At 41.0% G+C, this 24728-nt stretch carries 20 protein-coding genes and 5 pseudogenes; 23 read left to right on the top strand and 2 right to left on the bottom strand.

Going from position 1 to position 24728, the window contains the following annotated elements; genetic code table 11:
* Positions 1-17 precede the first annotated feature (17 nt).
* The 4 genes and pseudogenes from NDM98_RS04260 to pyrE all read left to right on the top strand — a co-directional run bounded on the left by NDM98_RS04260 (position 18) and on the right by pyrE (position 3042).
* Positions 18-782 (top strand): dihydroorotate dehydrogenase electron transfer subunit, encoded by a 765-nt coding sequence (locus tag NDM98_RS04260; protein WP_251608934.1) that lies wholly within the window; start codon positions 18-20, stop codon positions 780-782.
* Entirely contained in the window at positions 779-1708 is a 930-nt protein-coding gene (locus NDM98_RS04255; protein WP_251604870.1) for a dihydroorotate dehydrogenase, read from the top strand. Before NDM98_RS04260 ends, NDM98_RS04255 begins: the two co-directional genes overlap by 4 nt.
* A pseudogene (gene pyrF / locus NDM98_RS04250) lies at positions 1693-2406 on the top strand (orotidine-5'-phosphate decarboxylase). Before NDM98_RS04255 ends, pyrF begins: the two are co-directional and overlap by 16 nt.
* A 2-nt stretch (positions 2407-2408) precedes the next feature.
* Positions 2409-3042: pseudogene (pyrE, locus tag NDM98_RS04245) on the top strand (orotate phosphoribosyltransferase).
* Between the two features lie 371 nt (positions 3043-3413).
* Here the strand turns inward: pyrE and NDM98_RS04240 are convergent.
* Positions 3414-5130, bottom strand: a pseudogene (locus NDM98_RS04240) (Rqc2 family fibronectin-binding protein).
* A gap of 124 nt (positions 5131-5254) precedes the next feature.
* Here NDM98_RS04240 and NDM98_RS04235 point away from each other — a divergent pair.
* The 15 genes and pseudogenes from NDM98_RS04235 to spoVM all read left to right on the top strand — a co-directional run bounded on the left by NDM98_RS04235 (position 5255) and on the right by spoVM (position 20579).
* Positions 5255-7959: pseudogene (locus tag NDM98_RS04235) on the top strand (cation-translocating P-type ATPase).
* 750 nt (positions 7960-8709) lie between these two features.
* A complete protein-coding gene (gene remA / locus NDM98_RS04230) occupies positions 8710-8973 on the top strand; it encodes an extracellular matrix/biofilm regulator RemA (protein ID WP_251604868.1) in 264 nt (87 codons plus the stop codon).
* Between the two features lie 31 nt (positions 8974-9004).
* On the top strand, positions 9005-9619 hold the full coding sequence (gene gmk, locus NDM98_RS04225; protein ID WP_251604866.1) for a guanylate kinase: 615 nt from the start codon (positions 9005-9007) through the stop codon (positions 9617-9619).
* Between the two features lie 4 nt (positions 9620-9623).
* The gene (rpoZ, locus tag NDM98_RS04220; RefSeq protein ID WP_251604864.1) at positions 9624-9845 is read left to right on the top strand and encodes a DNA-directed RNA polymerase subunit omega; all 222 of its coding nucleotides are present in this window, start codon (positions 9624-9626) and stop codon (positions 9843-9845) included.
* Between the two features lie 81 nt (positions 9846-9926).
* On the top strand, positions 9927-11147 hold the full coding sequence (coaBC, locus tag NDM98_RS04215; protein ID WP_251604862.1) for a bifunctional phosphopantothenoylcysteine decarboxylase/phosphopantothenate--cysteine ligase CoaBC: 1221 nt from the start codon (positions 9927-9929) through the stop codon (positions 11145-11147).
* A pseudogene (gene priA / locus NDM98_RS04210) lies at positions 11137-13534 on the top strand (primosomal protein N'). The gene coaBC and the pseudogene priA overlap by 11 nt, the downstream one beginning before the upstream one ends.
* Before the next feature lie 19 nt (positions 13535-13553).
* A complete protein-coding gene (gene fmt / locus NDM98_RS04205) occupies positions 13554-14489 on the top strand; it encodes a methionyl-tRNA formyltransferase (RefSeq protein WP_251604860.1) in 936 nt (311 codons plus the stop codon).
* Position 14490: 1 nt separating this feature from the next.
* Positions 14491-15831, top strand: coding sequence for a 16S rRNA (cytosine(967)-C(5))-methyltransferase RsmB (gene rsmB / locus NDM98_RS04200; protein WP_251604858.1), 1341 nt, complete (start codon positions 14491-14493; stop codon positions 15829-15831).
* 13 nt (positions 15832-15844) lie between these two features.
* Positions 15845-16594, top strand: a complete 750-nt coding sequence (locus NDM98_RS04195; protein WP_251604856.1) for a Stp1/IreP family PP2C-type Ser/Thr phosphatase — start codon at positions 15845-15847, stop codon at positions 16592-16594.
* 18 nt (positions 16595-16612) lie between these two features.
* On the top strand, positions 16613-17440 hold the full coding sequence (gene pknB, locus NDM98_RS04190; RefSeq protein WP_251604854.1) for a Stk1 family PASTA domain-containing Ser/Thr kinase: 828 nt from the start codon (positions 16613-16615) through the stop codon (positions 17438-17440).
* Positions 17397-18473 carry a PASTA domain-containing protein gene (locus NDM98_RS04185; RefSeq protein WP_251604852.1) on the top strand — a complete coding sequence of 359 codons (1077 nt, stop codon included), beginning with the start codon at positions 17397-17399 and terminating at the stop codon, positions 18471-18473. The genes pknB and NDM98_RS04185 overlap by 44 nt, the downstream gene beginning before the upstream one ends.
* 46 nt (positions 18474-18519) lie before the next feature.
* Entirely contained in the window at positions 18520-18657 is a 138-nt protein-coding gene (locus NDM98_RS04180; protein ID WP_251604850.1) for a hypothetical protein, read from the top strand.
* A 67-nt stretch (positions 18658-18724) separates the two neighbouring features.
* Positions 18725-19606, top strand: coding sequence for a ribosome small subunit-dependent GTPase A (gene rsgA, locus NDM98_RS04175; RefSeq protein WP_251604848.1), 882 nt, complete (start codon positions 18725-18727; stop codon positions 19604-19606).
* 2 nt (positions 19607-19608) lie between these two features.
* Positions 19609-20268 (top strand): ribulose-phosphate 3-epimerase, encoded by a 660-nt coding sequence (gene rpe / locus NDM98_RS04170; RefSeq protein ID WP_251608932.1) that lies wholly within the window; start codon positions 19609-19611, stop codon positions 20266-20268.
* Positions 20269-20498: 230 nt separating this feature from the next.
* On the top strand, positions 20499-20579 hold the full coding sequence (spoVM, locus tag NDM98_RS04165; protein ID WP_251608929.1) for a stage V sporulation protein SpoVM: 81 nt from the start codon (positions 20499-20501) through the stop codon (positions 20577-20579).
* Positions 20580-20621: 42 nt separating this feature from the next.
* Here the strand turns inward: spoVM and rpmB are convergent, their stop codons facing one another.
* A complete protein-coding gene (gene rpmB, locus NDM98_RS04160; RefSeq protein WP_251604846.1) occupies positions 20622-20810 on the bottom strand; it encodes a 50S ribosomal protein L28 in 189 nt (62 codons plus the stop codon).
* A gap of 197 nt (positions 20811-21007) precedes the next feature.
* Between rpmB and NDM98_RS04155 the strand changes: the two genes are divergently transcribed.
* The 4 genes from NDM98_RS04155 to sdaAB all read left to right on the top strand — a co-directional run bounded on the left by NDM98_RS04155 (position 21008) and on the right by sdaAB (position 24718).
* Positions 21008-21370, top strand: coding sequence for an Asp23/Gls24 family envelope stress response protein (locus NDM98_RS04155; protein ID WP_203087286.1), 363 nt, complete (start codon positions 21008-21010; stop codon positions 21368-21370).
* 22 nt (positions 21371-21392) lie between these two features.
* Positions 21393-23087 (top strand): fatty acid kinase ATP-binding subunit FakA, encoded by a 1695-nt coding sequence (gene fakA / locus NDM98_RS04150; RefSeq protein WP_373370354.1) that lies wholly within the window; start codon positions 21393-21395, stop codon positions 23085-23087.
* 34 nt (positions 23088-23121) lie between these two features.
* Positions 23122-23985 carry a fatty acid kinase binding subunit FakB gene (fakB, locus tag NDM98_RS04145; protein WP_251604842.1) on the top strand — a complete coding sequence of 288 codons (864 nt, stop codon included), beginning with the start codon at positions 23122-23124 and terminating at the stop codon, positions 23983-23985.
* A gap of 70 nt (positions 23986-24055) precedes the next feature.
* Positions 24056-24718: an L-serine ammonia-lyase, iron-sulfur-dependent subunit beta gene (gene sdaAB, locus NDM98_RS04140; RefSeq protein WP_251604840.1), complete on the top strand. Its 663-nt coding sequence runs from the start codon at positions 24056-24058 to the stop codon at positions 24716-24718.
* Positions 24719-24728: the final 10 nt, after the last annotated feature.

Genomic DNA, 24728 nt, shown 5'->3' with positions numbered 1-24728 from the left:
AGTTGAAAAAAAGAGGTATGCTGAATATTGTTAAACAACGTACGATCGCCCGCAACATTTTTGAATTAACATGTTCAGGAGAGCTAGTTCAAGAGATGCGTGAGCCAGGACAATTTTTACATGTAAAAATTGATGAATATGATGATTTACTCTTAAGACGCCCCATAAGTATTTGTGATGTAGATCTAGAAAAAAATGAAATGAAAATGATTTACCGTGCAGAGGGCGAGGGTACAACTCGCCTTTCTACCAAGACATCGGATACTTCTATTGACACGTTAGGACCGCTTGGGCACGGTTTTCCGGTAGATGAAGCAAAGCCGGGAGAATCGGTTTTGCTTGTTGGTGGAGGCATTGGTGTGCCACCACTCTATTACCTAGGTAAAGAGTTAGTGAAAAAAGGCGTACACGTCACAACGGTACTCGGCTTTCAATCGGAGCAGGATGTGTTTTATGAACAGGAATTCCAAAAGCTTGGTCCTGTTTATGTAGCAACAGTCGATGGCTCTTTTGGAGTTAAGGGTTTTGTGACAGATGCGATCGATAAACATGAATTATCATTTGATGTGCTTTATTCCTGTGGACCAACACCGATGCTTGCCTCACTCACACAGAGGTATCGCGAGCAGCGTGTATTTTTATCATTAGAGGAAAGAATGGGCTGTGGCATTGGTGCATGTTTCGCCTGTGTCTGTCATATTGAAGCCGATCCAGACGGCGTGGTTTATCGTAAAGTATGTACCGATGGACCGGTCTTTCCAGTAGGGGAGGTTGTTTTATGAGTCGATTACAGGTGAATATTCCGGGGCTTTCCATGAAAAATCCGATTATGCCTGCATCAGGTTGCTTTGGATTTGGAAAAGAATATGCTGAGTTTTATGACCTAAGTGAACTTGGTGCGATTGCGATCAAAGCAACAACGGCAGAGCCACGCTTTGGCAATCCTACTCCTCGAGTAGCGGAGACAAAAGCAGGCATGCTTAACGCGATTGGTTTACAAAATCCAGGATTACATGCGGTTATCCAAAATGAGCTTCCTAGGCTTGCAAACTATGACGTACCGATTCTGGCAAATGTGGCAGGTTCTGAGATGGACGATTACATTGAGGTAGCTGAAACCATTTCTAAAGTTGAAAATGTTCATGCCCTTGAATTAAATATTTCCTGTCCAAATGTTAAAAAAGGCGGGATTGCATTTGGAACCATTCCAGAAGTTGCAGCAGAATTAACTCGTGAAGTGAAACGAGTTTCATCCGTACCTGTTTATGTGAAGCTTTCCCCTAATATTGCCGATATCGTCACAATGGCTAAAGCTGTAGAAGCTGCCGGCGCCGATGGTCTGTCTATGATTAATACCTTACTTGGATCGCGGATTGATATTCGAACTAGGAAACCCATTTTAGCAAATCAGTACGGTGGTTTATCAGGCCCAGCTATTAAACCAGTTGCCATTCGGATGATTCATCAGGTTAGTCAAGCAGTTGAGATTCCGATTATTGGGATGGGTGGAGTGCAAACGGTTGAGGATGTCATTGAGTTTTTGCTTGCTGGTGCAAGTGCCGTAGCAGTGGGTACAGCAAATTTTGTTGATCCAACTATTTGCCCAACATTAATTAAAAAGCTTCCCGCCATGCTTGATGAATTAGGTGTTGATTCCGTTGAAGATATTATTGGAGGGAGTTGGAGAGAAACATGCAGTCTCCATTAATTATTGCGCTTGATTTTGAGAGTCGCGAGAAACGTCAACATTTTCTTGAAGGTTTTGGTGAAGAACCACTTGATCTGAAAATAGGGATGGAAGGTTTTTACCGTGAAGGGGCAACAGTGATTGAGGAATTAAAGCAAAAAGGTCATCGGATTTTTCTAGATCTTAAGCTACATGATATTCCAAACACAGTTCATCAGGCGATGAAGGCCTTAGCTACTCTTGAAATTGATCTTGTGAATGTTCATGCCGCCGGAGGACAAAAAATGATGGCAGCTGCACGTGAGGGGCTAGAAGCGGGAACGAAAAGTGGCCAACAGCGTGCTAAGCTTATTGGTGTGACACAGCTGACAAGCACAAGTGAGCAGATGCTCGTAAATGAGCTTTTAATTCAACAGCCTATGGAAGATGTGAGTGGCACACTATGCACAAATGACAGCACAATCAGGTTTAGATGGGATCGTCTGTTCAGCTCTTGAAGTGCAAAAGGTACATGAAGTATGCGGAACTGATTTCTTAACCGTTACACCGGGCATTCGTATGGCCGGAGATGACATAGCTGACCAGCAGCGAATCGTAACTCCTGCACAAGCGAGACAAAATGGGAGCTGGGTATTGTGGTAGGGCGTAGTATTACACAAGCAGAAAACCCGCAAACAGCCTATCAAATGATGAAACAAGAATGGGAGAGATACGCATGACAATCAAAACAACCGTCGCAGAGAAACTATTATCAATCGGAGCGGTGAGCTTAAAACCTAACGAACCTTTTACATGGAGCTCTGGGATGAAATCTCCTATTTATTGTGATAACCGTCTTACATTATCGTATCCGGCTGTTCGCCAAGAGATTGCAAAGGGACTTGCTGACTTAATTAAGACTAACTACGCAGATGTAGATGTGATTGCAGGTACGGCTACAGCTGGCATTCCGCATGCAGCATGGGTGAGTGGCCTACTTGATTTACCAATGATTTATGTGAGAGGTAGTGCCAAAGGTCATGGCAAACAAAAAAGAATTGAAGGCAAGTTGGAAGCTTGGGCAAAAGGTTGTTGTCATTGAAGATTTAATCTCTACTGGTGGGAGCTCGTTGTCTGCGGTAGACGCGATTCGTGAAGACGATGGCGTTGTCCTTGGTGTAGCAGCTATCTTTACATATGAATTACAAAAGGCTATAGATAACCTAAACGAAAATGACATTCAAGCACAAGTGTTAACCGACTACACAACACTTATTCAAGTCGCAAAGGATGCCGACTTAATAAGCGAACGCGAGCAAACGATGCTTGCGCAGTGGAGGAAAAATCCTCAATCCGAAGAGTGGATGAGTGAGTAATTAGATTTAAAAAAGCTCGAAAAGTCATATATATAAATTTTAAAACAAACAACGATGCTGGAAGAGAACAACTCCTGCTAGATGAAATGACAAAAAATTAAAGAATAAAATGAACGGTATCGCTACAGTAAAATCTTCCACAACTGCAAGGCGAGGAGTTTCCTTTGATAGTAGTGCTTTATTTTCTAAAAGTGTATTGTCACTCGGCCCCCATTTTTGGGAGCGATAGCGAAGAACCCATATTCAGATAACTCCTAAACTTCTTTGTAATCTCCGCATAATGTACAGACCAACCAAACAACGAACGATCCTACAATGGATCGTTCGTTGCTTTTTGTTTACATTCTTTTAAGTGCTAAGCCTCTTTTGAATTACTTTGCTCTCAAACTCATCACTTGATCTTCATCTGGTGTAACAAAAACGGTTGTTTGGTTATCGTAGGTCACATAACCTGGTTTTGCACCGTTTGGTTTTTTTACAAAGCGAATGCGTGTGTAATCGACTGGTACAGAGGAAGAAAGTCGTGCCTTACTGAAAAAGGCGGCCACCCCTGCGGCCTCTTTAATGGTTTGTTCATCAGGTTCAGTTGAGCGAATAACAACATGAGAACCGGGTATGTCTTTCGTATGAAACCAGATCTCGTCTTGGCGTGCCATACGGTTTGTTAGGTATTCATTTTGGGTGTTATTTTTACCTACTAAAAACTCAATCCCTGTAGATGATTGATAGCGTTCCAAGCTGAGGTTTAACCTCTTTTTTCTTTTTATGAGGTTTCTTCGACTGTTTTCGTTTGATATAGCCTTCCTCCATTAATTCCTCACGAATCTCTTGTAAGTCCTTTGGAGACGCACTATCCATTTGCTGAAGTAATCCATCAAGGTAGTCCATTTCTTTTTCAGTTAACGATAACTGTTGCTGCACAGCTAGTATTGAATTCTTTGCTTTGTTATAGCGTTTGAAATAAGACTGTGCATTATCTGAAGGACTTTTTCGCGGATCAAGCTCTATCGAAACGGTTTGTCCATCTTCAGCATAATAGTCTATTACGTCAACACTTGAATCGCCTTTTTTAATTTGATAAAGATTTGCTGTTAGCAACTCACCGGACTTTTGATAGATGGCAGCCTGATCAGCATCTGTTAATGTTTTACGTAACTTTTTCAGTTTACGTTTATTCTTTTGCCATTCATTTCGTAGGAAGCGTTCCAAGTCAAATGCCTGCTGTCTAACACGATCACGTTCAGCTTTTCCGTAAAAATATCGGTCTAAAAGCTGGCTGATACTCGGAAACGTTAATCTTTTTCCTGTTAGATGGGTCATCGAAATACTTGAAAAGTACTCCTTGTTATCCGTAATAATCATCTCTGGCTGATAGTTGTGCGAAAGAATGGGTTTAAGAACACTCGCAAAGGCTTTTGGTAAGCTTTCTCGATTCGCCATCCAAGCTACATAAACAATTTCCTCAGATAATAGTGGAGACAACCCTGCAAACTGCTCAACAAGCTGACTAGAAAGCTTACCTGCGTTAAAATCAATTCGTTTTAGCACATCATCTTCGGTTGCGGCAGTTACATCTAGCTTATTTTGTTCAGGCGGTCGTTTGTATACTTGTCCCGGACCAACTGTACGATAACTACTTTGATCTAGTCGAACATGCTTAATACTATCAATGATCACTTGGGTTTCCGGATCAATAAGCATGATATTACTATGGCGCCCCATAATTTCAATAATCAATCGACGTTCTTTCTCATCCCCAAGTTCATCCTTATTCGTCACATCAATATGGATGATACGGTCCATTTGATCTTGATGAATGGCGCGAATAATGCCGCCTTCTAAATGTTTACGTAAAAGCATACAGAACATTGGTGGAACAGACGGATTATCATATTTTTCTTCGGTTAAATGGGCTCTTGCAAAGTTTGCATTTGCCGAAAGCAGCAAGGAATGATTTTTCCCGTTTGCCCGAATGGTAAAAATAAGCTCTGTCTTAAACGGTTGATAAATTTTAGATATACGGCCATTGGCCAACTGATTTGCACATTCATGAATGACAGCTCTTGTCATGACACCATCAAAGGACATTCTCATCACCTCTTAAAAAACTCACTTCCACGAGTATAGCATGTTTTGGTCTCTGACTGAATAAGATGGCTTGTATAAGAGACTGCTTGGCCAAATGAAGCCAAGCTGTATGTGAGGTGTCTAGATGAGTTGGTATCGTGAAAAAGCAGAAGACGTTATTAGCAAAACCGGGTCCAATTTGGAGGTTGGTTTAAGTAGCAAGGAAGCAAAAAAGCGATTGAATCAAGTAGGACCTAATAAGTTAGACGAAGGAAAAAAGACACCAGCCATTCTTGTGTTTATCGCTCAATTCAAAGATTTTATGGTATTGGTGCTGCTTGCCGCAACATTAATCTCTGGATTAATTGGTGAAGTGATTGATGCAATAACGATTATGTGTATTGTGTTATTAAATGGTATTTTAGGTTATGTTCAAGAACGAAAAGCTGAAAAGTCATTGGATGCGTTAAAAGAACTTTCTGCTCCGCAAATGATGGTGAAGCGTGATGCGGAATGGGTTAAAACCCCTTCAGCAGAAGTTGTGCCAGGAGATCTTGTTAGACTTGAGAGTGGAGACCGCATTGGTGCGGATATACGCTTAATTCAAACGAATGAGCTTCGAGTGGACGAGGCGTCTTTAACAGGCGAATCTGTTCCGGTGCATAAAAAAAGTCAGAGCCTCGATGCCATTGACCTGGAAATAGGCGATCAAGAAAATATGTTATTTATGGGTACGATGATTACACAAGGTAATGGGCAAGGTGTAGTCATTGGCACGGGTATGAAAACGGAAATGGGCAAGATAGCACATCTACTTCAAACAACAGAAACACTTGTCACACCACTTCAACTTCGATTAGAGCAATTAGGAAAAATGCTAATCGCTGTTGCCTTGCTTTTAACAGCATTGGTGGTTGTTATCGGATTGTTGCAAGGTCATGAGTTAAACACAATGTTTTTAAGTGGGGTATCACTAGCCGTTGCAGCAATTCCAGAAGGACTTCCAACCATTGTTACAGTAGCACTGGCACTTGGTGTACAAAGAATGATTAAGCGAAAAGGAATCGTACGCAAACTACCCGCAGTTGAAACGCTAGGTTGCGCATCAGTTGTTTGCTCAGATAAAACAGGTACACTAACGCAAAATAAAATGACCGTTACAAAGCTATGGAGTGGTGGAAGGTATTGGGATGTGACTGGAACAGGCTATGAGCCTAGTGGTCATTTTGAGGAAAATGGAAAAAAAGTACTACCTGAACAAAATCGAGAGTTGGCTCAACTTTTAAGTTTTGGTTTATTAGCAAGCCACGCAGAAATTACAGAAAAAAACGAAGAAAAACGATTTGGTCGTTCTAAAACACGATTTGTTTTAGATGGAGATCCAACAGAAGGAGCCCTTGTTGTAGCTGCTTTAAAAGCAGGATACAGTAAAAAAGGTCTGTCAAAACAATACCAAGTCATTCATGAATTTCCGTTTGACTCGACACGTAAGATGATGAGTGTGGTGGTAAAAGATCGGTCCGGACAACGTATTTTAATTACAAAAGGAGCACCGGATGTCATCACGGCAAAAACAAGCTTAATTCTGAAACAAAGCCGAAGTGAACGAATGAGTGCTGAAGGTAGAAATGAACTAGAGCAGGCGGTTGCATCGATGGCTAGTGAGGCACTACGCACGATTGCGATTGCGTTCCGTGTGTTAACACCATCTGAAACAATCCAAACCGCCGAACAATCAGAAAAAGACCTCACTTTTATTGGGATTCAAGCGATGATTGACCCACCAAGACCTGAAGTGAAGGGATCTATTGCAGAATGTAGAGAAGCAGGTATTCGAACGATTATGATTACTGGAGATCACAAAATAACCGCAACGGCGATTGCCAAGCAACTAGATATCCTGCCGCCAAATGGAGCAGTTGTAGATGGTCAGATGTTATCCAAACTATCTGATGAGGAATTAACAGAACAAATTGATAAGATGTATGTGTTTGCCAGAGTGTCTCCACAACATAAACTTCGTATTGTGCAAGCGCTGCAGGCGAATGGACATATCGTTGCGATGACAGGAGATGGAGTAAATGATGCTCCAACCATCAAAGCAGCGAACATTGGAATTGCCATGGGTATGACAGGAACTGATGTAGCTAAGGAAGCCTCATCCTTAATTTTAAGTGATGATAACTTTGCAACCATCAAAGAAGCGATCAAAGAGGGGCGGAACATTTACGAAAATATCCGTAAATTCATTCGCTATATGCTTGCATCAAATGTTGGAGAAATATTAGTGATGCTGTTTGCGATGATACTCGGGTTACCGTTGCCGCTTGCCGCCATTCAAATCTTATGGGTTAATCTTGTAACAGATGGACTACCAGCTATGGCACTTGGAATGGACCAAGCAGAAGGCGATGTTATGAAACGGAAGCCTAGAAGTCCAAATGAAGGTGTATTTGCACGAGGTTTAACGTGGAAAATTTTAAGTCGTGGTTTTATGATAGGAGTCGTTACACTTGCAGCATTTTGGTTAGTCTATCAGGAGCATGATGGAGACCTCACTCGTGCTCAAACAATTGCCTTTTTAACGTTAGTTATGGCTCAACTGATTCATGTTTTTGATTGTAGAAGTGAATACTCAGTCTATCACCGCAATCCATTTGAAAATATGTATTTAGTTGTGGCTGTTATCATCTCCACACTATTAATGCTTGCCGTTTTGTATATCCAGCACTACAACCAGTATTCCACACAGTACCAGTATCTTTCAGAGAGTGGCTACTAGTTCTAGGCTTAGCCGCCATCCCAACCGTTGTACTAGGTGGCTTTCAGTTGGTTAAGAGAACGAAGTAATAGATTGGAAAGATTGAAGCTTTTGTTACTTCATAATTTGAATCCAAGAGGCATTTGCAAAAATGTTTAAGTATCACTAAAACCGAACCATTATGTTGTTTGATTTACATAATGGTTTGGTTTTTTTGTCATCAGAAATAAGAGAGTATGTTACCCCAACCAAAGTAAGGGAGATTGAATGACGGAGAGATTAGTAAATTTCTACCGCAGTTTTGCGTTTGCGATTGATTCAAATTGTTTTTCTTTCTATATGGTTATGTCCTAGGATCTTTGATCTATTAAATACTTCTGTGTCATCTATTTCATTTTTTTACTACGTCACAAACAAATATTTAAATTGGTCATTCGCAAAAATTTAGTCGCTCTCACCTAGCGGACTGGGTGGGGAAGGCCGACTTCAGCGTTACTAGAGGGCAAGGTTGAACTAAAATGGCGTAGCCGGTTTAGGCGTGCGCAGTCCCGCGGAAAGCGTGCCCCATCCTGGGAGTGGAGATGATGCTGATTACCCATTATATGGACCTCCCAAACCTCTTTTCACACACAAACACAAAGGAAAAGCAGATGCATACTTGTTGTTCTAGAGAAAGTCCGTTAGAATAGAAGAGATGCGATCTCCTTACATAATTCATTACTTTTAAAAATATAAACGTATGTGTAGTATGTGACTCGTATAAAATAAGGAATTTTTTGGTATAATAACAGGATAAGAGCAAACGTAGAGACGGATCAATTAGACAGGGGGATGCCACTATGAGTATACGTTTAATAAATATAGGATTTGGCAACATTGTTTCAGCGAACCGGATTATCTCAATCGTGAGCCCGGAATCTGCACCGATTAAACGTATTATCCAAGATGCGCGCGACCGGAATATGCTGATTGATGCTACTTATGGACGCAGAACACGTGCAGTGATTGTTGCTGACAGTGATCATGTAATCTTAAGTGCCGTTCAGCCAGAAACAGTGGCTCAGCGACTTACTGTAAAAGAAGACAATTCCGACGATTCATAAGGCAAGAGTTTAAAATGGAGGTACGGTTCACATGAAAAAAGAAAAAGGCCTGCTTTTAGTTTTGTCAGGTCCCGCGGGAGTAGGAAAAGGAACTGTATGTGGTGCCTTACGTAAAGAAGAAACCGACATTCAGTATTCAGTTTCTGCAACAACTCGTAAGCCAAGGGCCGGTGAAGTAGATGGAGTCAACTATTTCTTCAAGAGCCATGAACAGTTCCAAACGATGATCGCTGAAAATAAGCTACTCGAATGGGCTGAATATGTAGGGAATTTCTACGGTACACCAGTTGATTACGTTCGTGAAACATTGGACAAAGGACAGGATATCATCTTAGAAATTGAAGTCCAAGGTGCAATGAAAGTGCGTGAACGATTCCCTGAAGGTGTGTTCATTTTCTTAATGCCTCCAAGTCTAGCGGAGCTAAGAAATCGCATTGTTGGTCGAGGTACAGAAACGGCTGAAGTTATTGATCAACGCATGACTGTAGCCAAAGAAGAGATTGATTTGATGAAGATGTATGATTATGTGGTAGAAAATGATGCAGTTGATGGTGCAGTAAATCGCATTAAATCAATAGTAACAGCAGAACATTGTAAAAGAGTGCGGTTAATTGAAAAATACAAAGAACTTGTGGAGGTTGAATAGATATATGTTATATCCATCAATTGATTCTCTAATGGAGAAATTGGATTCAAAGTATACGTTAGTAACAGTATCATCAAGACGTGCTCGTGAAATTAGTGAAGATGCTCGTAGAGGTCCACTAGTTAAGAAGCCTCAATCATATAAAGCAGTAGGCATGGCATTGGAAGAAATCGTTGAAGACCATCTAACATTTGAACGTTTGCAGCCTGAAGACACTTTTGAATAAAAGATCTGACAACCTATTTTTGCGGAAATAGGTTGTTTTCTTATATAGTGGAAGTAGACAAAGACGAAAGAGGCGGGGAATATGCTAGAAGGCAAAAAAATCTTACTTGGTGTTACAGGCGGCATTGCCTCCTATAAAGCCTGCGATCTAACCAGTAAATTAGTCCAAGCTGGTGCCGAGGTAAAGGTTATGATGACTAAGTCTGCGCAGGAATTTGTGCAGCCGCTTACGTTTCAAGCGTTATCAAGAAACCCTGTGTATGTGGATACATTTACAGAACCTAATCCAGAGAAAATCGCTCATATCGATCTTGCAGACTGGGCCGATATTTGTTTAATCGCACCTGCGACAGCAAATGTTATGGCTAAGCTTGCAAACGGACTAGCAGACGATATGGTAACAACAACCGTTTTAGCAACACTTGCACCTGTTTACATAGCTCCAACCATGAATATTAATATGTATAACCATCCTGCAGTACAGGAGAATATGCAAAAGCTTGATACGTTTGGCTATCAATTGCTTGATTCTACTGCAGGTTATTTAGCATGTGGATGGATTGGCAAAGGAAGAATGGCTGAACCAGTTGATATAATAAATGTTTTGCAGGCTCGATTTGCCCAAAAAGAACCGTTTTGGTCGGGGAAAAAAGTGTTAATCACCGTTGGTCCAACTCGTGAACCAATTGACCCTGTAAGGTATTTCTCTAATTATTCATCAGGGAAGATGGGATTTGCTCTGGCTGAAGCTGCTGTTGAAAAGGGTGCTGAGGTTGTTTTGGTTACTGGTCCTACTCATTTAGAACCTCCAGCAGGCGTGACGATTAAACAGGTGAATTCAGCCGAAGAAATGTTTCAGCAAGTGACTGAACAATTTCAATCTGCTGAGGTAACGATTAAAGCAGCAGCAGTTGCCGACTATCATCCGACGATCACTTATTCTCAAAAACATAAAAAGAAACAAGACCAATGGATGGTTGAGCTTGAGCCAACCAAGGATATCTTAATGAAACTCGGATCTACAAAAACAGCGGATCAGCTTTTAATAGGTTTTGCTGCTGAATCAGAAAGAGTTGCAGAATATGCAAAGGGCAAGTTAAAGAAAAAGAATTTAGATTTGATTGTGGCAAATGATATCTCAGCTGAAGGTGCTGGGTTTGATGGTGATACTAATATCATTTCCATTTTTGATCGAAAAGGTGGAGAACAATCCTTCCCGCTTGCCAGCAAAAAACAAGCAGCTAACCATATTCTAGAAACAATTAAAAGCTTTGCATTGGAGCATCCGGCAAATGATCGCTAGGACGATTGTTGATGTACCGGCTGCGCAAACAGATCGATTATTTGACTACCTCATTCCATCTCATCTTGAGCAAATCATCCAACCTGGCATGCGAATTGTTGTGCCTTTTGGACCAAGACAAATTCAAGGATTTGTGATGGAAGTGACGGAAACAAGTGATGTGACCAGGCTTAAAGCAGTGGAGGAAGTATTAGATCCTGTTCCTGTTTTAACAAGTGAGCTCCTACAGTTAGGTGGTTGGCTTGCAAAAAAAACAATATGTTTTCAAATTAGTGCCTATCAAGCGATGCTTCCTGCCGCTTTAAAAACAGCGGTTATTAAGGAATTACATCTTTTGAAGGACTACAGGTTACTCCACCAATCGCTTCAGTTTCTTTTTCATGAACAAACCGTTGTTCTTTGGAAAGATGCTGTTGAAAAGTTAGGTGGGCAGCTTGGTTTAGTCCGTAAGGCAATCGATGCTGAGAGTTAGCTGTTCATTATGTAGTTAAGGAAAAAGGTAAGAAAAAAACGGAAAAATGGGTGAAACTAAACGAGTCCGGAGACCAAAGCTCCATTAAAGCATCTGCACACAAGCAGCAGGACATACTCGCCTTTTTAAAAAAAGAGGAACAACCTGTACGCTCGCAAGAGGTGTTAAAAGCAACAAATTCTACAAGGGCGGTTTTAAAGTCTCTGATTGATAAAAACATCATCATTGAATGGGAGAAAGAAGCGTATCGAGATCCCTTTCAAGGCATTGAAGTTAAGACCACTCCACCACTTCCTTTAACGGATGAACAGCAGCAGGCATTTTATCCGATTGAGCACGCAATTCATCAAAAGCGAAGTGAGACGTTTTTATTACATGGGGTAACCGGCAGTGGGAAAACAGAGATCTATCTACAAACGATTGATCTTGTATTAAAGCAAGGCAAGGAAGCGATCATGTTAGTACCAGAGATTTCACTAACACCGCAAATCGTCTCGCGTTTCAAGTCGCGTTTTGGTAATGAAGTAGCCGTTTTGCATTCAGGACTTTCAGTGGGCGAGAAATATGACGAATGGCGCAAGATCCATCGAAGTGAAGTGAAGGTGGTCGTAGGCGCACGTTCAGCAGTATTTGCTCCATTTAGAAATCTCGGTTTAATTATTATGGATGAAGAGCATGAAATGAGTTATAAACAAGAGGATATGCCGAGGTACCACACAAAAGAAGTTGCCATTGAACGAAGTGCTTACCATCAATGCCCTGTTATATTAGGAAGTGCAACCCCTTCTCTTGAGACGTTTGCACGGGCTCAAAAAGGAGTATATACACTTCTCTCATTAAAATACCGTGTCAACAATCGTCCAATGCCAACGGTTGAGATTGTTGACATGAGGGACGAGCTACGATCAGGTAATCGCTCTATGTTCTCAGCTTCGTTGATGGACGCACTAAAGAAACGTTTAGAACGTGGCGAACAAAGTGTTCTATTTCTAAATAGACGAGGTTACTCAACCTTTGTGATGTGTAGAGATTGCGGGTATGTGCCGCAATGTGAGCATTGTGATATCTCATTAACCTATCATCGTAGCAATCATTCATTAAAATGTCATTATTGTGGTCACGAAGAAACGATGCCTGTAAAGTGTCCTGAATGTCAAAGTGAACACATTCGCTTCTTCGGCTCTGGTACACAAAAGGTAGAAGAAGAGCTCACACGTGTGTTGCCCGAAGCTCGTGTGATTCGTATGGATGTAGATACAACAAGAACAAAGGGCTCTCATCAGCAATTACTCGATTCATTTGGGAACGGAGAGGCTGATATTTTACTTGGCACACAGATGATTGCAAAAGGATTGGATTTTCCAAATATTACGCTTGGTAGGAGTGTTAGCAGCAGATACAATGCTGCATATTCCTGATTTTCGTTCAGCGGAGCGCACATTTCAGTTGCTAGAGCAAGTGAGTGGGCGAGCAGGACGGCACGAGCGTCCAGGAGAGGTATTACTTCAATCGTATACGCCTGACCATTATAGTATCCAGCTTGTCAAAGGCCATGACTATGAGCGATTTTATCAGACAGAGATGCACCAAGCGTAGAGCTGCCGATTACCCGCCGTACCGTTTTATGGCGCTTGTCACCATCTCTGATCCGGATCTGCCGAATGTCATTGAAAAATCACAAAAAATTACGGACTTTTTGAAACGAACGTTACGAAGTGAAACGGTTATTTTAGGGCCGGTCGTCTCACCAATTGCCCGGATAAAAGATAGATATCGCTATCAATGCATGATAAAATACAAAAATGAACCCAAGCTGACTGAGGCTTTGCAACAGATCCTTAAGCATTATTTGCGTGATACAACACAAGGCAATCTTCAAATCAGTTTGGATATGCACCCTTACTTTTTTATGTAAGGCGAAAGGCAGTGTGAAAATGAACATTATATTTATGGGAACGCCAGATTTTGCAGTCCCTGTCCTCCAGGAATTGCACTCAAAATATCCAGTTAAAGCTGTGGTGACACAACCAGATCGACCAGTAGGACGGAAGAAACAATTGACACCACCACCAGTAAAAATAGAAGCTGAACGTTTAGGATTACCGGTGATTCAGCCAGAAAAGATTCGTTTAGAATGGGAAAGTGTTGCTGAACTTGAACCTGATTTAATTGTAACGGCAGCCTTTGGGCAAATTTTGCCTAAAGAGCTTTTAGACATCCCAAAATTCAACTGTTTAAATGTTCATGCGTCGCTGCTTCCTAAATATAGAGGTGGTGCTCCAATTCATCAAGCGATTATAGATGGAGAGGCAGAGACAGGCATTACCATTATGTACATGGCAGAAAAACTAGATGCAGGTGATATCCTGAGTCAAACAAGAGTAGCAATAGACGAATCCGATGATGTAGGAAGCTTGCACGATAAGCTTAGTAAAGTTGGAGCTCCTTTGTTAACAGATACGATTGCTCGTTTACTAAAAGGGGATATCACACCAATTAAACAAGATGATTCAGAGGCAACGTTTGCTCGTAACATCTCTCGTGATATGGAGAAGCTTGACTGGAATAAAAGTGGACGTGAGCTCTATAATCAGATCCGTGGGTTAAGTCCTTGGCCGGTTGCTTATACAACTCTCGAAGGACAAAACCTTAAAATCTGGAAAGCAGATTATGTGGAGACCTCGTCAAATACACACCAACCTGGTGAGATCGTTGAGTTGAGTGATGAAGGGCTTGTGATTTCAGCTGGCGATGGTCAAAGGATTAAAGTGATAGAACTACAACCAGCAGGTAAAAAACGGATGGATGCAGCGGCCTTTTATCGTGGTGTAGGATCAAGATTGTCTCTTGGAACAAGGTTAGGAGAATAGTATGGGTAAAACAGTACGTGAAGCAGCATTAGATGTCTTGGTCAAAATTGAGAAGAACCAAGCATATAGCCATCTACTTTTAAATGATACACGAAAAAAAGCAGGTCTTGATCGTCGAGATTCAGCTTTGTTGACTGAAATTGTCTATGGCACCATTCAAAGAAAATTGACACTTGATTTTTACTTGCAACCTTTAATAAAAAAAGATCTTAAGAAACTAGATACATGGGTACTTGTTCTTCTTCGTTTATCAATCTATCAAATGGTTTATTTGGACCGAGTTCCAGAACGTGCGGTTGTTCATGAGGCAGTAACGATTGCTAAGTATAATGGGCATAAAGGTATCAGTGGCATGGTGAACGGCGTCTTACGTGGCTTTCAACGTGCAGAGAGACCTTCTTTTGAGGATATTCAAGACCCAATAGAGCGTTTATCTATTGAAACAAGTCATCCTGTTTGGTTACTTAAACGTTGGATCAGCCAATATGGTCAAGAAGAGACAAGAGCTATGTGCATCGAGAATTTACTGCCTGCACCAGTAAGTATGAGAGTCAATCAGACAAAAACAACTAGAGATGATCTTTTACTTCAATTAGAAAAAGAAGGAATTGAAGCGAAGCCTGCCGAATTGACGAGCGAAGGAATTATTATTGAAAAAGGGCCAGTATTTGAGACTGAGGCCTATTTGCAAGGTCTAATGACAGCTCAGGATGAGAGCTCCATGATGGTCGCATTGGCGCTATCACCGGAACCAGGAATGGATGTATTGGATACGTGTGCGGCACCAGGTGGGAAGACAACCCATTTGGCCGAGCAAATGAATAATCAAGGGTCTGTGTTGGCACTAGATCTTCATCCGCAAAAGGTGAAGTTAATTCAGCAGCAGGCTAAACGATTGAGCTTATCTATTATTAAAGCAGAGGCAATGGATGCGAGAAAGCTTGTTGACCACAAAGAGTTGTATGATCGAGTTTTAGTAGATGCCCCTTGTACTGGTTTTGGTGTACTTAAACGCAAACCAGATATCAAATGGGCAAAATCTGAGCGTGATGTGACACAAATTGCGACGATTCAAGCAGATATTTTGGCTGCGGCAAGTACCTGTGTCAAAAAAGACGGCCTGTTAGTATATAGTACCTGCACAGTGGACAAAGCTGAGAATGAAGAGACTATTCAAGCCTTTATTCAAAACAATCCCGACTTTTCGTTAGATGAAACCATTAGTGAACGTTTGCCAAAACACATTGTGTCAAAACGCTTGAATCAAGGTATGTTAACAGTATTACCACAAGACTATCAATCTGATGGATTTTTTATTACAGCACTTAGAAGGAATTCTTAAAAGAGGTGGATGAATGAAAAACGTCCTTGAGTATGTTTTTTTATCAGATGTTGGACAAGTTCGAACCCATAATGAAGATTCTGGTGGAATCTATACAACAAATGCTGGATTGCTTGCATTTGTGGCTGATGGAATGGGTGGTCATCGAGCAGGGGATGTAGCAAGTGGCATGACCTCGGATTTATTAAAAGAAGCGTGGGAGCTACTTGAAAATCCGCTTTCTGCTAAAGATGCAGAAGATTGGCTGAGGCAGCAATTTTCAGCTATCAACCAGGCTGTTCATGAATACGCAAATAGTCATGAAGAGTGTCAAGGCATGGGTACAACACTTGTAGCGGCTATTTGTACCGATGAATATGTAGCCATTGGGCATATTGGTGATAGTCGTGCTTATTTACGTACAGATGACACTTTTTCTCAGAAGACGTCCGATCACTCGTTAGTGGAGGAGCTTAGAAGAACTGGGCAGATTTCAGAGGAAGAAGCAGAAAATCACCCTCGGAAAAACGTCATTTTGCGTGCACTAGGCACAGAACCTTCAATTAAAATGGATGTTTTGATTCTTCCATTAGAAGGGTCTTGGGACCTGCTTCTATGTTCTGATGGTTTATCAGACAAACTCTCTTTAACGGATATGCAATCAATACTTTCCTCAAACGATTCGGTTGAAACTGTATCAAAATCATTTATACAGCAAGCGAACGAGCGTGGAGGCGAAGACAATATTTCTATTGCGCTTGGTTCGATTTCCCGCAGCTGCTGACAAGGTTGGGTGATTCGTATGATTGGACAACGAATTAGTGACCGTTATGTAATTATAGAAAGCATTGGCGGCGGAGGGATGGCGAATGTCTATTTAGCGCTAGATGTCATTCTAGATCGACATGTTGCGGTAAAGGTTCTACAGCCACAGTTTTCAGATGATGAACAGTTTATCAAACGATTTCGTCGGGAAGCACAATCTGCCACCAGTTTAGCGCACCCAAATATCGTCAATATCTTTGATGTTGGTGAAGAAGATAATCTTTACTATATTGTCATGGAGTATGTGAAGGGTCAGACTTTAAAAGAACTGATTCAGCAGGAAGGACCATTGCAAGTTGATGTTGCTCTGGACTATTTAAAACAAATTCTTGCAGCGATGGCACATGCCCATGCAAATCAAATCGTTCATCGAGACATCAAACCTCATAATATACTCATTAGTGAAAATGGAGATGCAAAGGTTGCTGATTTTGGTATAGCAAGAGCGATGTCAGCAGCAACGATTACACATACCAATTCCGTAATGGGTTCTGTTCATTATTTGTCACCAGAGCAGGCTCGTGGAGGGCACATTACCTATCGTTCTGATATCTATTCTTTAGGTATTGTTCTTTATGAAATGTTAACAGGAGTGTTACCTTTTTCAGGCGACACAGCCGTTTCAATTGCAATCAAGCATCTGCAGAATGATATGCCTTCAATCAGACAGATTAATGAAGCCATTCCACAGAGTGTGGAGAATATGATCCAAAAGGCTACTATGAAGGATCCAAGCAGCACGTTATCAAACGGCAGAAGAAATGGCAGAGGATGCGTATACTCTTCTAGATCCAGATCGGTATAATGAATCTCCTTACAAATATGAACATGAGGACAATGATGAAGTAACAAAAGCGATTCCGATTGTTGGTAAGCTACCTAATTCTGATGATCTTGAAAAAACAATCGCTGCAGAGCCAACTAAACCCGTTAAGACTGTTCCTGAGAACCAAACAGATCAAGCCAAACCAATAGCTAAGCCGAAAAAACAAAAAAAGCGAAAAAAGTGGCTGTTTATTCTTATTTTTGCAGCGATTTTTACTCTAGTTGTTGTAGCAACGGCTTTTGCCATTTATCCAAATTTGTTTAGGGTGGCTGAAGTGACTATACCAGACGTCATTGAAGAGCCGGCAGATGAAGCCCGACAAAAACTTGAGGACCTAAATTTAACGGTAGATATTCAGGAAGTAGATGATGACTCCGTTGATGCGGGACTTGTTGCCTCACAAAACCCCCGAGCTGGTTCAAAAGTAAAAGAAGGTTCTACAGTGCGGCTTCAGGTTAGTGGTGAAGAGGAAGAGATTACGCTAGAGGATTATACTGGTTTACCAATTGAACAAGCGGAACGTTTACTTGAGCAGCTAAATGTGAATGTTGAACGAGTCACACGTGAAAATAATGAAGAAACAGAAGGTACGGTGTTAAGTCAAACGCCGACTAGTGGTTCTAGTATTGTTCCCTCTACAACCACCGTTTTCCTTACGTATGCGATTGAGTCTCAAATTCGTTTAATGAATTTAGAAGGAGAGACTGAGGATGCCGCACGAGCTTATTTTAATGATGTTGGGTTGAGAGGACGCTTCTCGTTTGAATTTAACGATACAATCGCAGAAGGGAAAGTAATTAGTCAAGATCCCGAGCCTTTTGAAATGCTTGATCAAGGCAGTAATGTTGAAGTGGTTGTTTCAAGAGGTCCTGAGGAAGATGCGTCGGGAACTGATCCTGGCGATGAGCCAGATGATGAAACACCAGTTGAAGATGAGCCCAGTCGAATCATCGAAGTTAGTCAACCTGTAGAAGTATCAGAGCAAGAACAGGAAGCTTGGAGAGGTTTTTGAGATTCGTATCGTTTACCGTGATGCGACCACTGAAGGTGAAGACGAAGTGTTTGTTGAAGAAGAGGTTACAGAGTCAAAGACATATGTTATTCCACTGCGGGTGAGTCCAAGCTATACAGGATCATTTGATCTCTATATAGATGGCGAGCTCATAAAAAATTCGGAAGAACGAACGTATGAATAACAAGGGCTTGGGCATTTGCCCGCCCTTTGTTTTTCGAAACAACTAATGGAATAGAAAGAAGGTTTTTATGCCAAATGGTTTAATCGTAAAGTCTCTCAGCGGATTTTATTATGTACAAGATCAAGACTTGTATATTCAATGCAGGGGAAGAGGATTATTCCGTAAACAAAAGCGGAAACCACTTGTTGGTGATTATGTCGAATATGAAGCTGAAAACAAGACTGATGGTTATATTATGGAGTTGTTGGAACGAAAAAATGAGTTAATTCGACCGTCTATTGCAAATGTGGATCAAGCACTGCTTGTGTTCTCGGCATTAGAGCCAGATTTTAGTACTCATCTACTTGATCGTTTTTTAGTTCATATTGAAGCGGCACAAATAGAACCAGTTATTATTATTAGTAAAATGGATCTGCTAACGACAAAACAAGAAGAAGAGATTCAGACGTATAAGGAGCATTATCAAGACATTGGTTATCGTGTGAGGCTCACGTCTAATGTAGCCGAGCAAGGTGTGCAGTGGCTTCTTCCGGATCTTAATGACCGTATGTCTGTTGTTGCTGGCCAGTCTGGTGTAGGCAAATCCTCTTTGCTGAATGCATTAAAACCAAACTTAGATATCGAAACGGACAAAATTTCAACTCACCTTGGTAGAGGTAAGCATACGACCCGTCATGTGGAATTACTTTCGATTGGTTCGGGGCTTGTAGCCGATACACCAGGTTTTAGTTCAGTAGAATTTACAGACATAGAAGCAGAAGATTTGGCTTTATATTTTCCGGAAATGGCTTCAAGAATGCCAGATTGCAAATTTCGAGGATGTCTGCACACTTCAGAGCCAAAATGTGCGGTGAAGGTGGCAGTAGAAGAAGGTCAAATTCAATCTTATCGCTATGAACATTACCTAACATTTTTGGAAGAAATCAATCAACGAAAAAGGAGATACTGATGATGATAAAAATTGCTCCTTCTATTTTATCAGCAGACTTTGCAAAACTAGGATCAGAAATTCAAGATATCGATGCAGCAGGTGCGGATTATGTCCATATTGATGCAATGGATGGACATTTTGTCCCTAATTTAACAATAGGACCACTAATTGTGGAAGCGATTCGACCAGTGACAAAGCTTCCATTGGACGTGCACCTAATGCTTGATAATCCTGACCAATACATAGCTGAATTCGCTAAAGCTGGCGCAGATATTATTTCGGTTCATGTGGAAGCATGCACTCATTTACACCGAACGATTCAATTAATTAAAGAACAAGGTGTTAAAGCTGGGGTTGTTTTAAATCCTGCAACTCCTGTGCAATCAGTTGTCCCGATTCTCCAAGATGTAGATTTGGTTTTGCAAATGTCTGTGAATCCTGGTTTTGGTGGCCAACAGTTTATTCATAGTGTTCTAGGCAATATTCGTGAGTTAGCTGCATATAGTAAAAATGCTGGGTATTCATTTGAAATTGAGGTTGATGGAGGAGTGAATCCCCAAACAGCTCAAGCTTGTATTGATGCAGGTGCTAATGTCCTTGTTGCAGGATCAGCTGTGTTTGGAAAAGCAGACCGTTATCAAGCCATTCAAGAGTTAAGAAACGCACAGTCTGAAACGTAATTCTAGTTCTTTTTTTGATTTGTCGGGCATAGCATGATGGTAAAGAATAGCTTGGCTGTTCTGGAAGACAACTAACACTTTATTCATTCTCTTTTACGAAAGTAGGAATAGTTTGCCCTTGTAAGTGATAAGTAATAAGAGTGACTGATTAGTGGGTGATTGTGAGATCTGTTAAATTCAGTTTGTGATGATTAGCTCGTTTTGGCGATTTTCGCTAAGGAGGAGGAGCCATGAAGTTTTATACCATCAAGCTGCCCAAATTTATCGGTGGATTCGTGCGGGCCGTGCTTAGTTCATTTAAAAAAGCCTAGCAAAAAAGCACCGAATTAACGGTGCTTTTTTGCTAGGTTCAATTAAACACGTTGTACTTTTCCTGATTTTAGCGCACGAGCTGAAACGTAAACACGTTTCGGCTTACCGTCAACAAGAATACGTACCTTTTGTACGTTTACTCCCCAACGGCGTTTAGTTTTGTTTAAAGCGTGAGAACGCTTATTACCTGTACGAGCTTTTTTGCCTGTAATATAACAAACACGGGCCATGACTTGCACCTCCTTATTCATTCAACCAAGTGATGAGTCCAATTCATACCTGAATATCTTAGCATAGGCATAAAAAGAAAGCAATAGATTGTAAGAACTTTATCAAGGTTTAATCCTTGACACTCCATTGCTTCTTTCATATTCACTTAATGTATAGTAAAATGAAGCTAATGTGCAGTTCTTAAAGGAGGATAAGTATGTCTATTGAAATGAAAACACAACTTGGAATGGTAGATGTTTCAAGAGACGTTGTGGCAACCGTAGCCGGTGGCGCAGCGGTAGACTGCTATGGCATCGTTGGCATGGCTTCACAAAAACAAATAAAAGATGGTCTGTCTGATTTACTAGGAAAAGAAAATTTCCGCCGAGGTGTGGTCATTCGTGAAGTAGAAGAGGACATCCATATTGATATGTATATCATCGTAAGTTATGGAACAAAAATTTCAGAGGTCGCACATAACGTGCAAACTAAAGTGAAATATCAACTAGAACAGATGCTTGGATTAGATGTTGGATCTGTTAATATTTTTGTGCAAGGTGTTCGAGTGTTAAACACTTAGGGGCGGTTAGGAGGAAATGGTAGTGACGGTTAAGAGACTAGAAGCAAATAAGCTTGCTCAGATGTATATTGAGGGGGCAGAGAATTTATCAAGACATGTTAAGATTGTTGATTCACTTAATGTGTTCCCTGTACCAGATGGAGATACAGGAACAAATATGAATTTATCGATTACCTCAGGAGTCAAAGAGGTACAATCACAAAAAGCAAAGGACGCTGGTCTTATTGCAGCTTCCTTTGCTAAAGGTCTGTTAATGGGGGCTAGAGGCAATTCGGGTGTTATCCTTTCTCAACTTTTCAGAGGGTTCTCAAAAGCTGTTGAAGGAAAACAAGCATTAACTGCCGAAGATCTTGCTACGGCCTTTGAAAAGGGAGTAGAAACGGCATATAAGGCTGTTATTAAACCTGTTGAAGGCACGATTCTTACTGTAGCGAAGGATGCTGCTAGACAGGCTGTTAAAACAGCTAAAAAGAATGATGACATTATTGCTGTGATGAGTGACGTTGTGAAAGAAGCAAAAGCTTCTCTAAAGCGAACTCCTGATTTACTTCCAGTATTAAAAGAAGTAGGTGTAGTTGACTCAGGTGGTCAAGGGTTACTTTACATTTATGAAGGGTTTTTAGCAGTGCTTCAAGGAAAGAAGCTAAAGAATCAGCAGCCAGTGACACCGAATATGGCTGACCTAGTTAAAATTGAGCATCACCAACATTCTGCTCAAAGTCAGATGTCAACGGAAGATATCGAGTTTGGCTACTGTACAGAAGTGATGGTACGTTTTGATGAGAAACAATTAGAAAAAAATGCGTTTGTAGAAGAAGATTTTCGTAACGAGTTAAGTGAGATTGGCGACTCGCTATTAGTAGTCTCTGATGAAGATCTGCTTAAAGTACATATCCATGCAGAATATCCTGGAGAGGTTCTAGCTCGTGCTCAGCGTTACGGTGATTTTATTAATATTAAGATCGAAAACATGAGAGAGCAGCATACTCATCTGCTTGATGAAACACAAGCCTTTTACGGTGAATCTGATTCTGTGCCTGAACAAAAAGAAACAGTTAAAAGTGAATTTGGAATTGTAACCGTTTCGATGGGCGAAGGAGTTTCTAAGCTATTCAAAGGACTCGGAGCAGGAGAGGTCATTCAAGGCGGACAAACAATGAATCCGAGTACTGAGGATATTGTTGATGCCATTAATAAAGTGAATGCCAAAAACATCTTAATCCTTCCTAATAACGGGAATATCATAATGGCTGCTGAACAGGCAGCTGAAGTTGTAGATGCGAAAGCCGTTGTCATTCCATCTAAAACAGTGCCTCAAGGTCTTGCAGCGTTACTTGCTTTTAATCCTTCGATTGATATTGAAAAAAATGCATCGCATATGAAGGAAGCAATGAAATCTGTGAAATCAGGACAGATTACGTATGCGGTTAGAGATACTCAAATCGAAGGCCTGAAAATCAATAAAGATGATTTTATTGGAATTTCAGAGAAAAAGATTGTCAACACTCATACTGACTTATTAGAAGCTGCTAAGGAGCTTCTCGCTCATATGATTGATGAAGATAGTGAGATGGTGACGGTGTTAGCTGGGGAAGACGCATCGGAACGTGAAACAGATGAGTTAATCAGCTATCTTGAAAATCAATTTGCAGATGTCGAACTAGATATTCATAAAGGTGGCCAACCTTTATATTCCTATATTTTCTCTGTTGAATAAAAAAGAAGCGATGATAAGAAGGGGTGTGTGACTCATGTCAACGATACGGATTGTCACCGACAGTACAGCTGATATTCCAAAAGAGATTGCTGAAAAGTGGAATATAGATGTCATTCCATTAAACGTTGTTTTCTCTGAAACAGAATCGTATGAGGACGGGGTAACATTAAGTTCAAGTGCTTTTTATGAGAAGCTAGAGCGTGACGATGTGATACCAACTACATCTCAACCAACACCACATCAATTTGAACAATTGTATAGGTCGCTTCAATCTGATGGAGCAGAGGTCGTTTTTTCGATTCATCTCTCTTCCAAGCTTAGTGGAACGTATCAGTCCGCAACTATAGCTCGTGCAAACCTTGAGGATGAACTAGATATTAGAGTGATTGATTCACGTCAAGCTTCTTATGCAATCGGCCTTATTGTTTCAGAGATGGCAAGACTAGCTTATGAGAATAAGCCACTAGCTGATCTAGAAGCAAGATTAGAAGAATTGACTCACGATACAACGGTTTATTTTCTCGTCGATACCCTTCAATTTTTACAGAAAAACGGTCGAATAGGGAAGGCATCAGCCATATTGGGATCCTTACTAAAAGTAAAGCCGATTCTCTCGTTATCAAAAGAGGGTGAGGTTTATCCGTTTGATAAAGCGAGAGGTCCAAAAAAGGCAGTCTCTCGAATCATTGAAGCGATAAAAGACCAGTATGGAGATTCACCTATTCATATCGGTGCTTCTCACGCTCTTAATGAAGAATTTGCGAAAGAACTGATAGAGCGAGTGAAACAGGAGTGCCAGGTTGAGTCAGATGTGGTAACATCAATTGGTGCCGTTATTGGAGCTCATGTTGGGCCAGGCACTGTCTCAATATCTTGCACAAAAGCATCTGTAAAATAAATTTGCAAAAAGGCTGACGCTTTCATTCAGGTCGGTCTTTTTTTACTAAAGAAGGATAAGGAGCAGAGATATGAAGTATCGGACTGTATTTGATATTATTGGTCCAATTATGATTGGACCTTCTAGTTCTCACACTGCAGGCGCAGCAAGAATTGGACGAGTCGCTCGTACGTTATTTGGCGATGACCCAAAACAGGCAGACATTCACCTCTATGGTTCCTTTGCCCAAACATATAAAGGGCATGGTACGGACGTGGCGGTTGTTGGCGGGATTCTTGATTTTGATACCTATGATCCCCGAATTCCTGAGTCTGAAAATCTAGCAAAACAGGCTGGAATAACCGTTCATTTTCATGAAGAAGAGGCGGTTACAGATCATCCTAATACAATGAGAGTTGTGTTGAAGAATGAACAGAAAAGTTTGGAGCTTGTTGGGATCTCAATAGGTGGCGGTAAGATAGAAGTTATTGAAATGAATGGCTTTAAACTACGTTTATCAGGGAATCATCCTGCCATTTTTGTGGTCCATCATGATCGTTATGGAGTGATAGCGGCAGTCTCAAATCTTTTAGCAAAGTATGAGATGAACATTGGCCATATGGAAGTATCACGAAGAGAAAAAGGGGAAGAAGCCCTTATGGTGATGGAAGTAGACCAAAATGTTGAGCAGAAGTTGCTTGATGAACTGAAGTCACTTCCGCATATTAAACTGGTTTCTAATATTTACGAATAAGGATAAAGGG

It is taken from the genome of Alkalicoccobacillus plakortidis (assembly GCF_023703085.1).
Lineage (GTDB): Bacteria > Bacillota > Bacilli > Bacillales > Bacillaceae_D > Alkalicoccobacillus > Alkalicoccobacillus plakortidis.
This window is presented reverse-complemented; position numbering and strand designations above follow the sequence as displayed.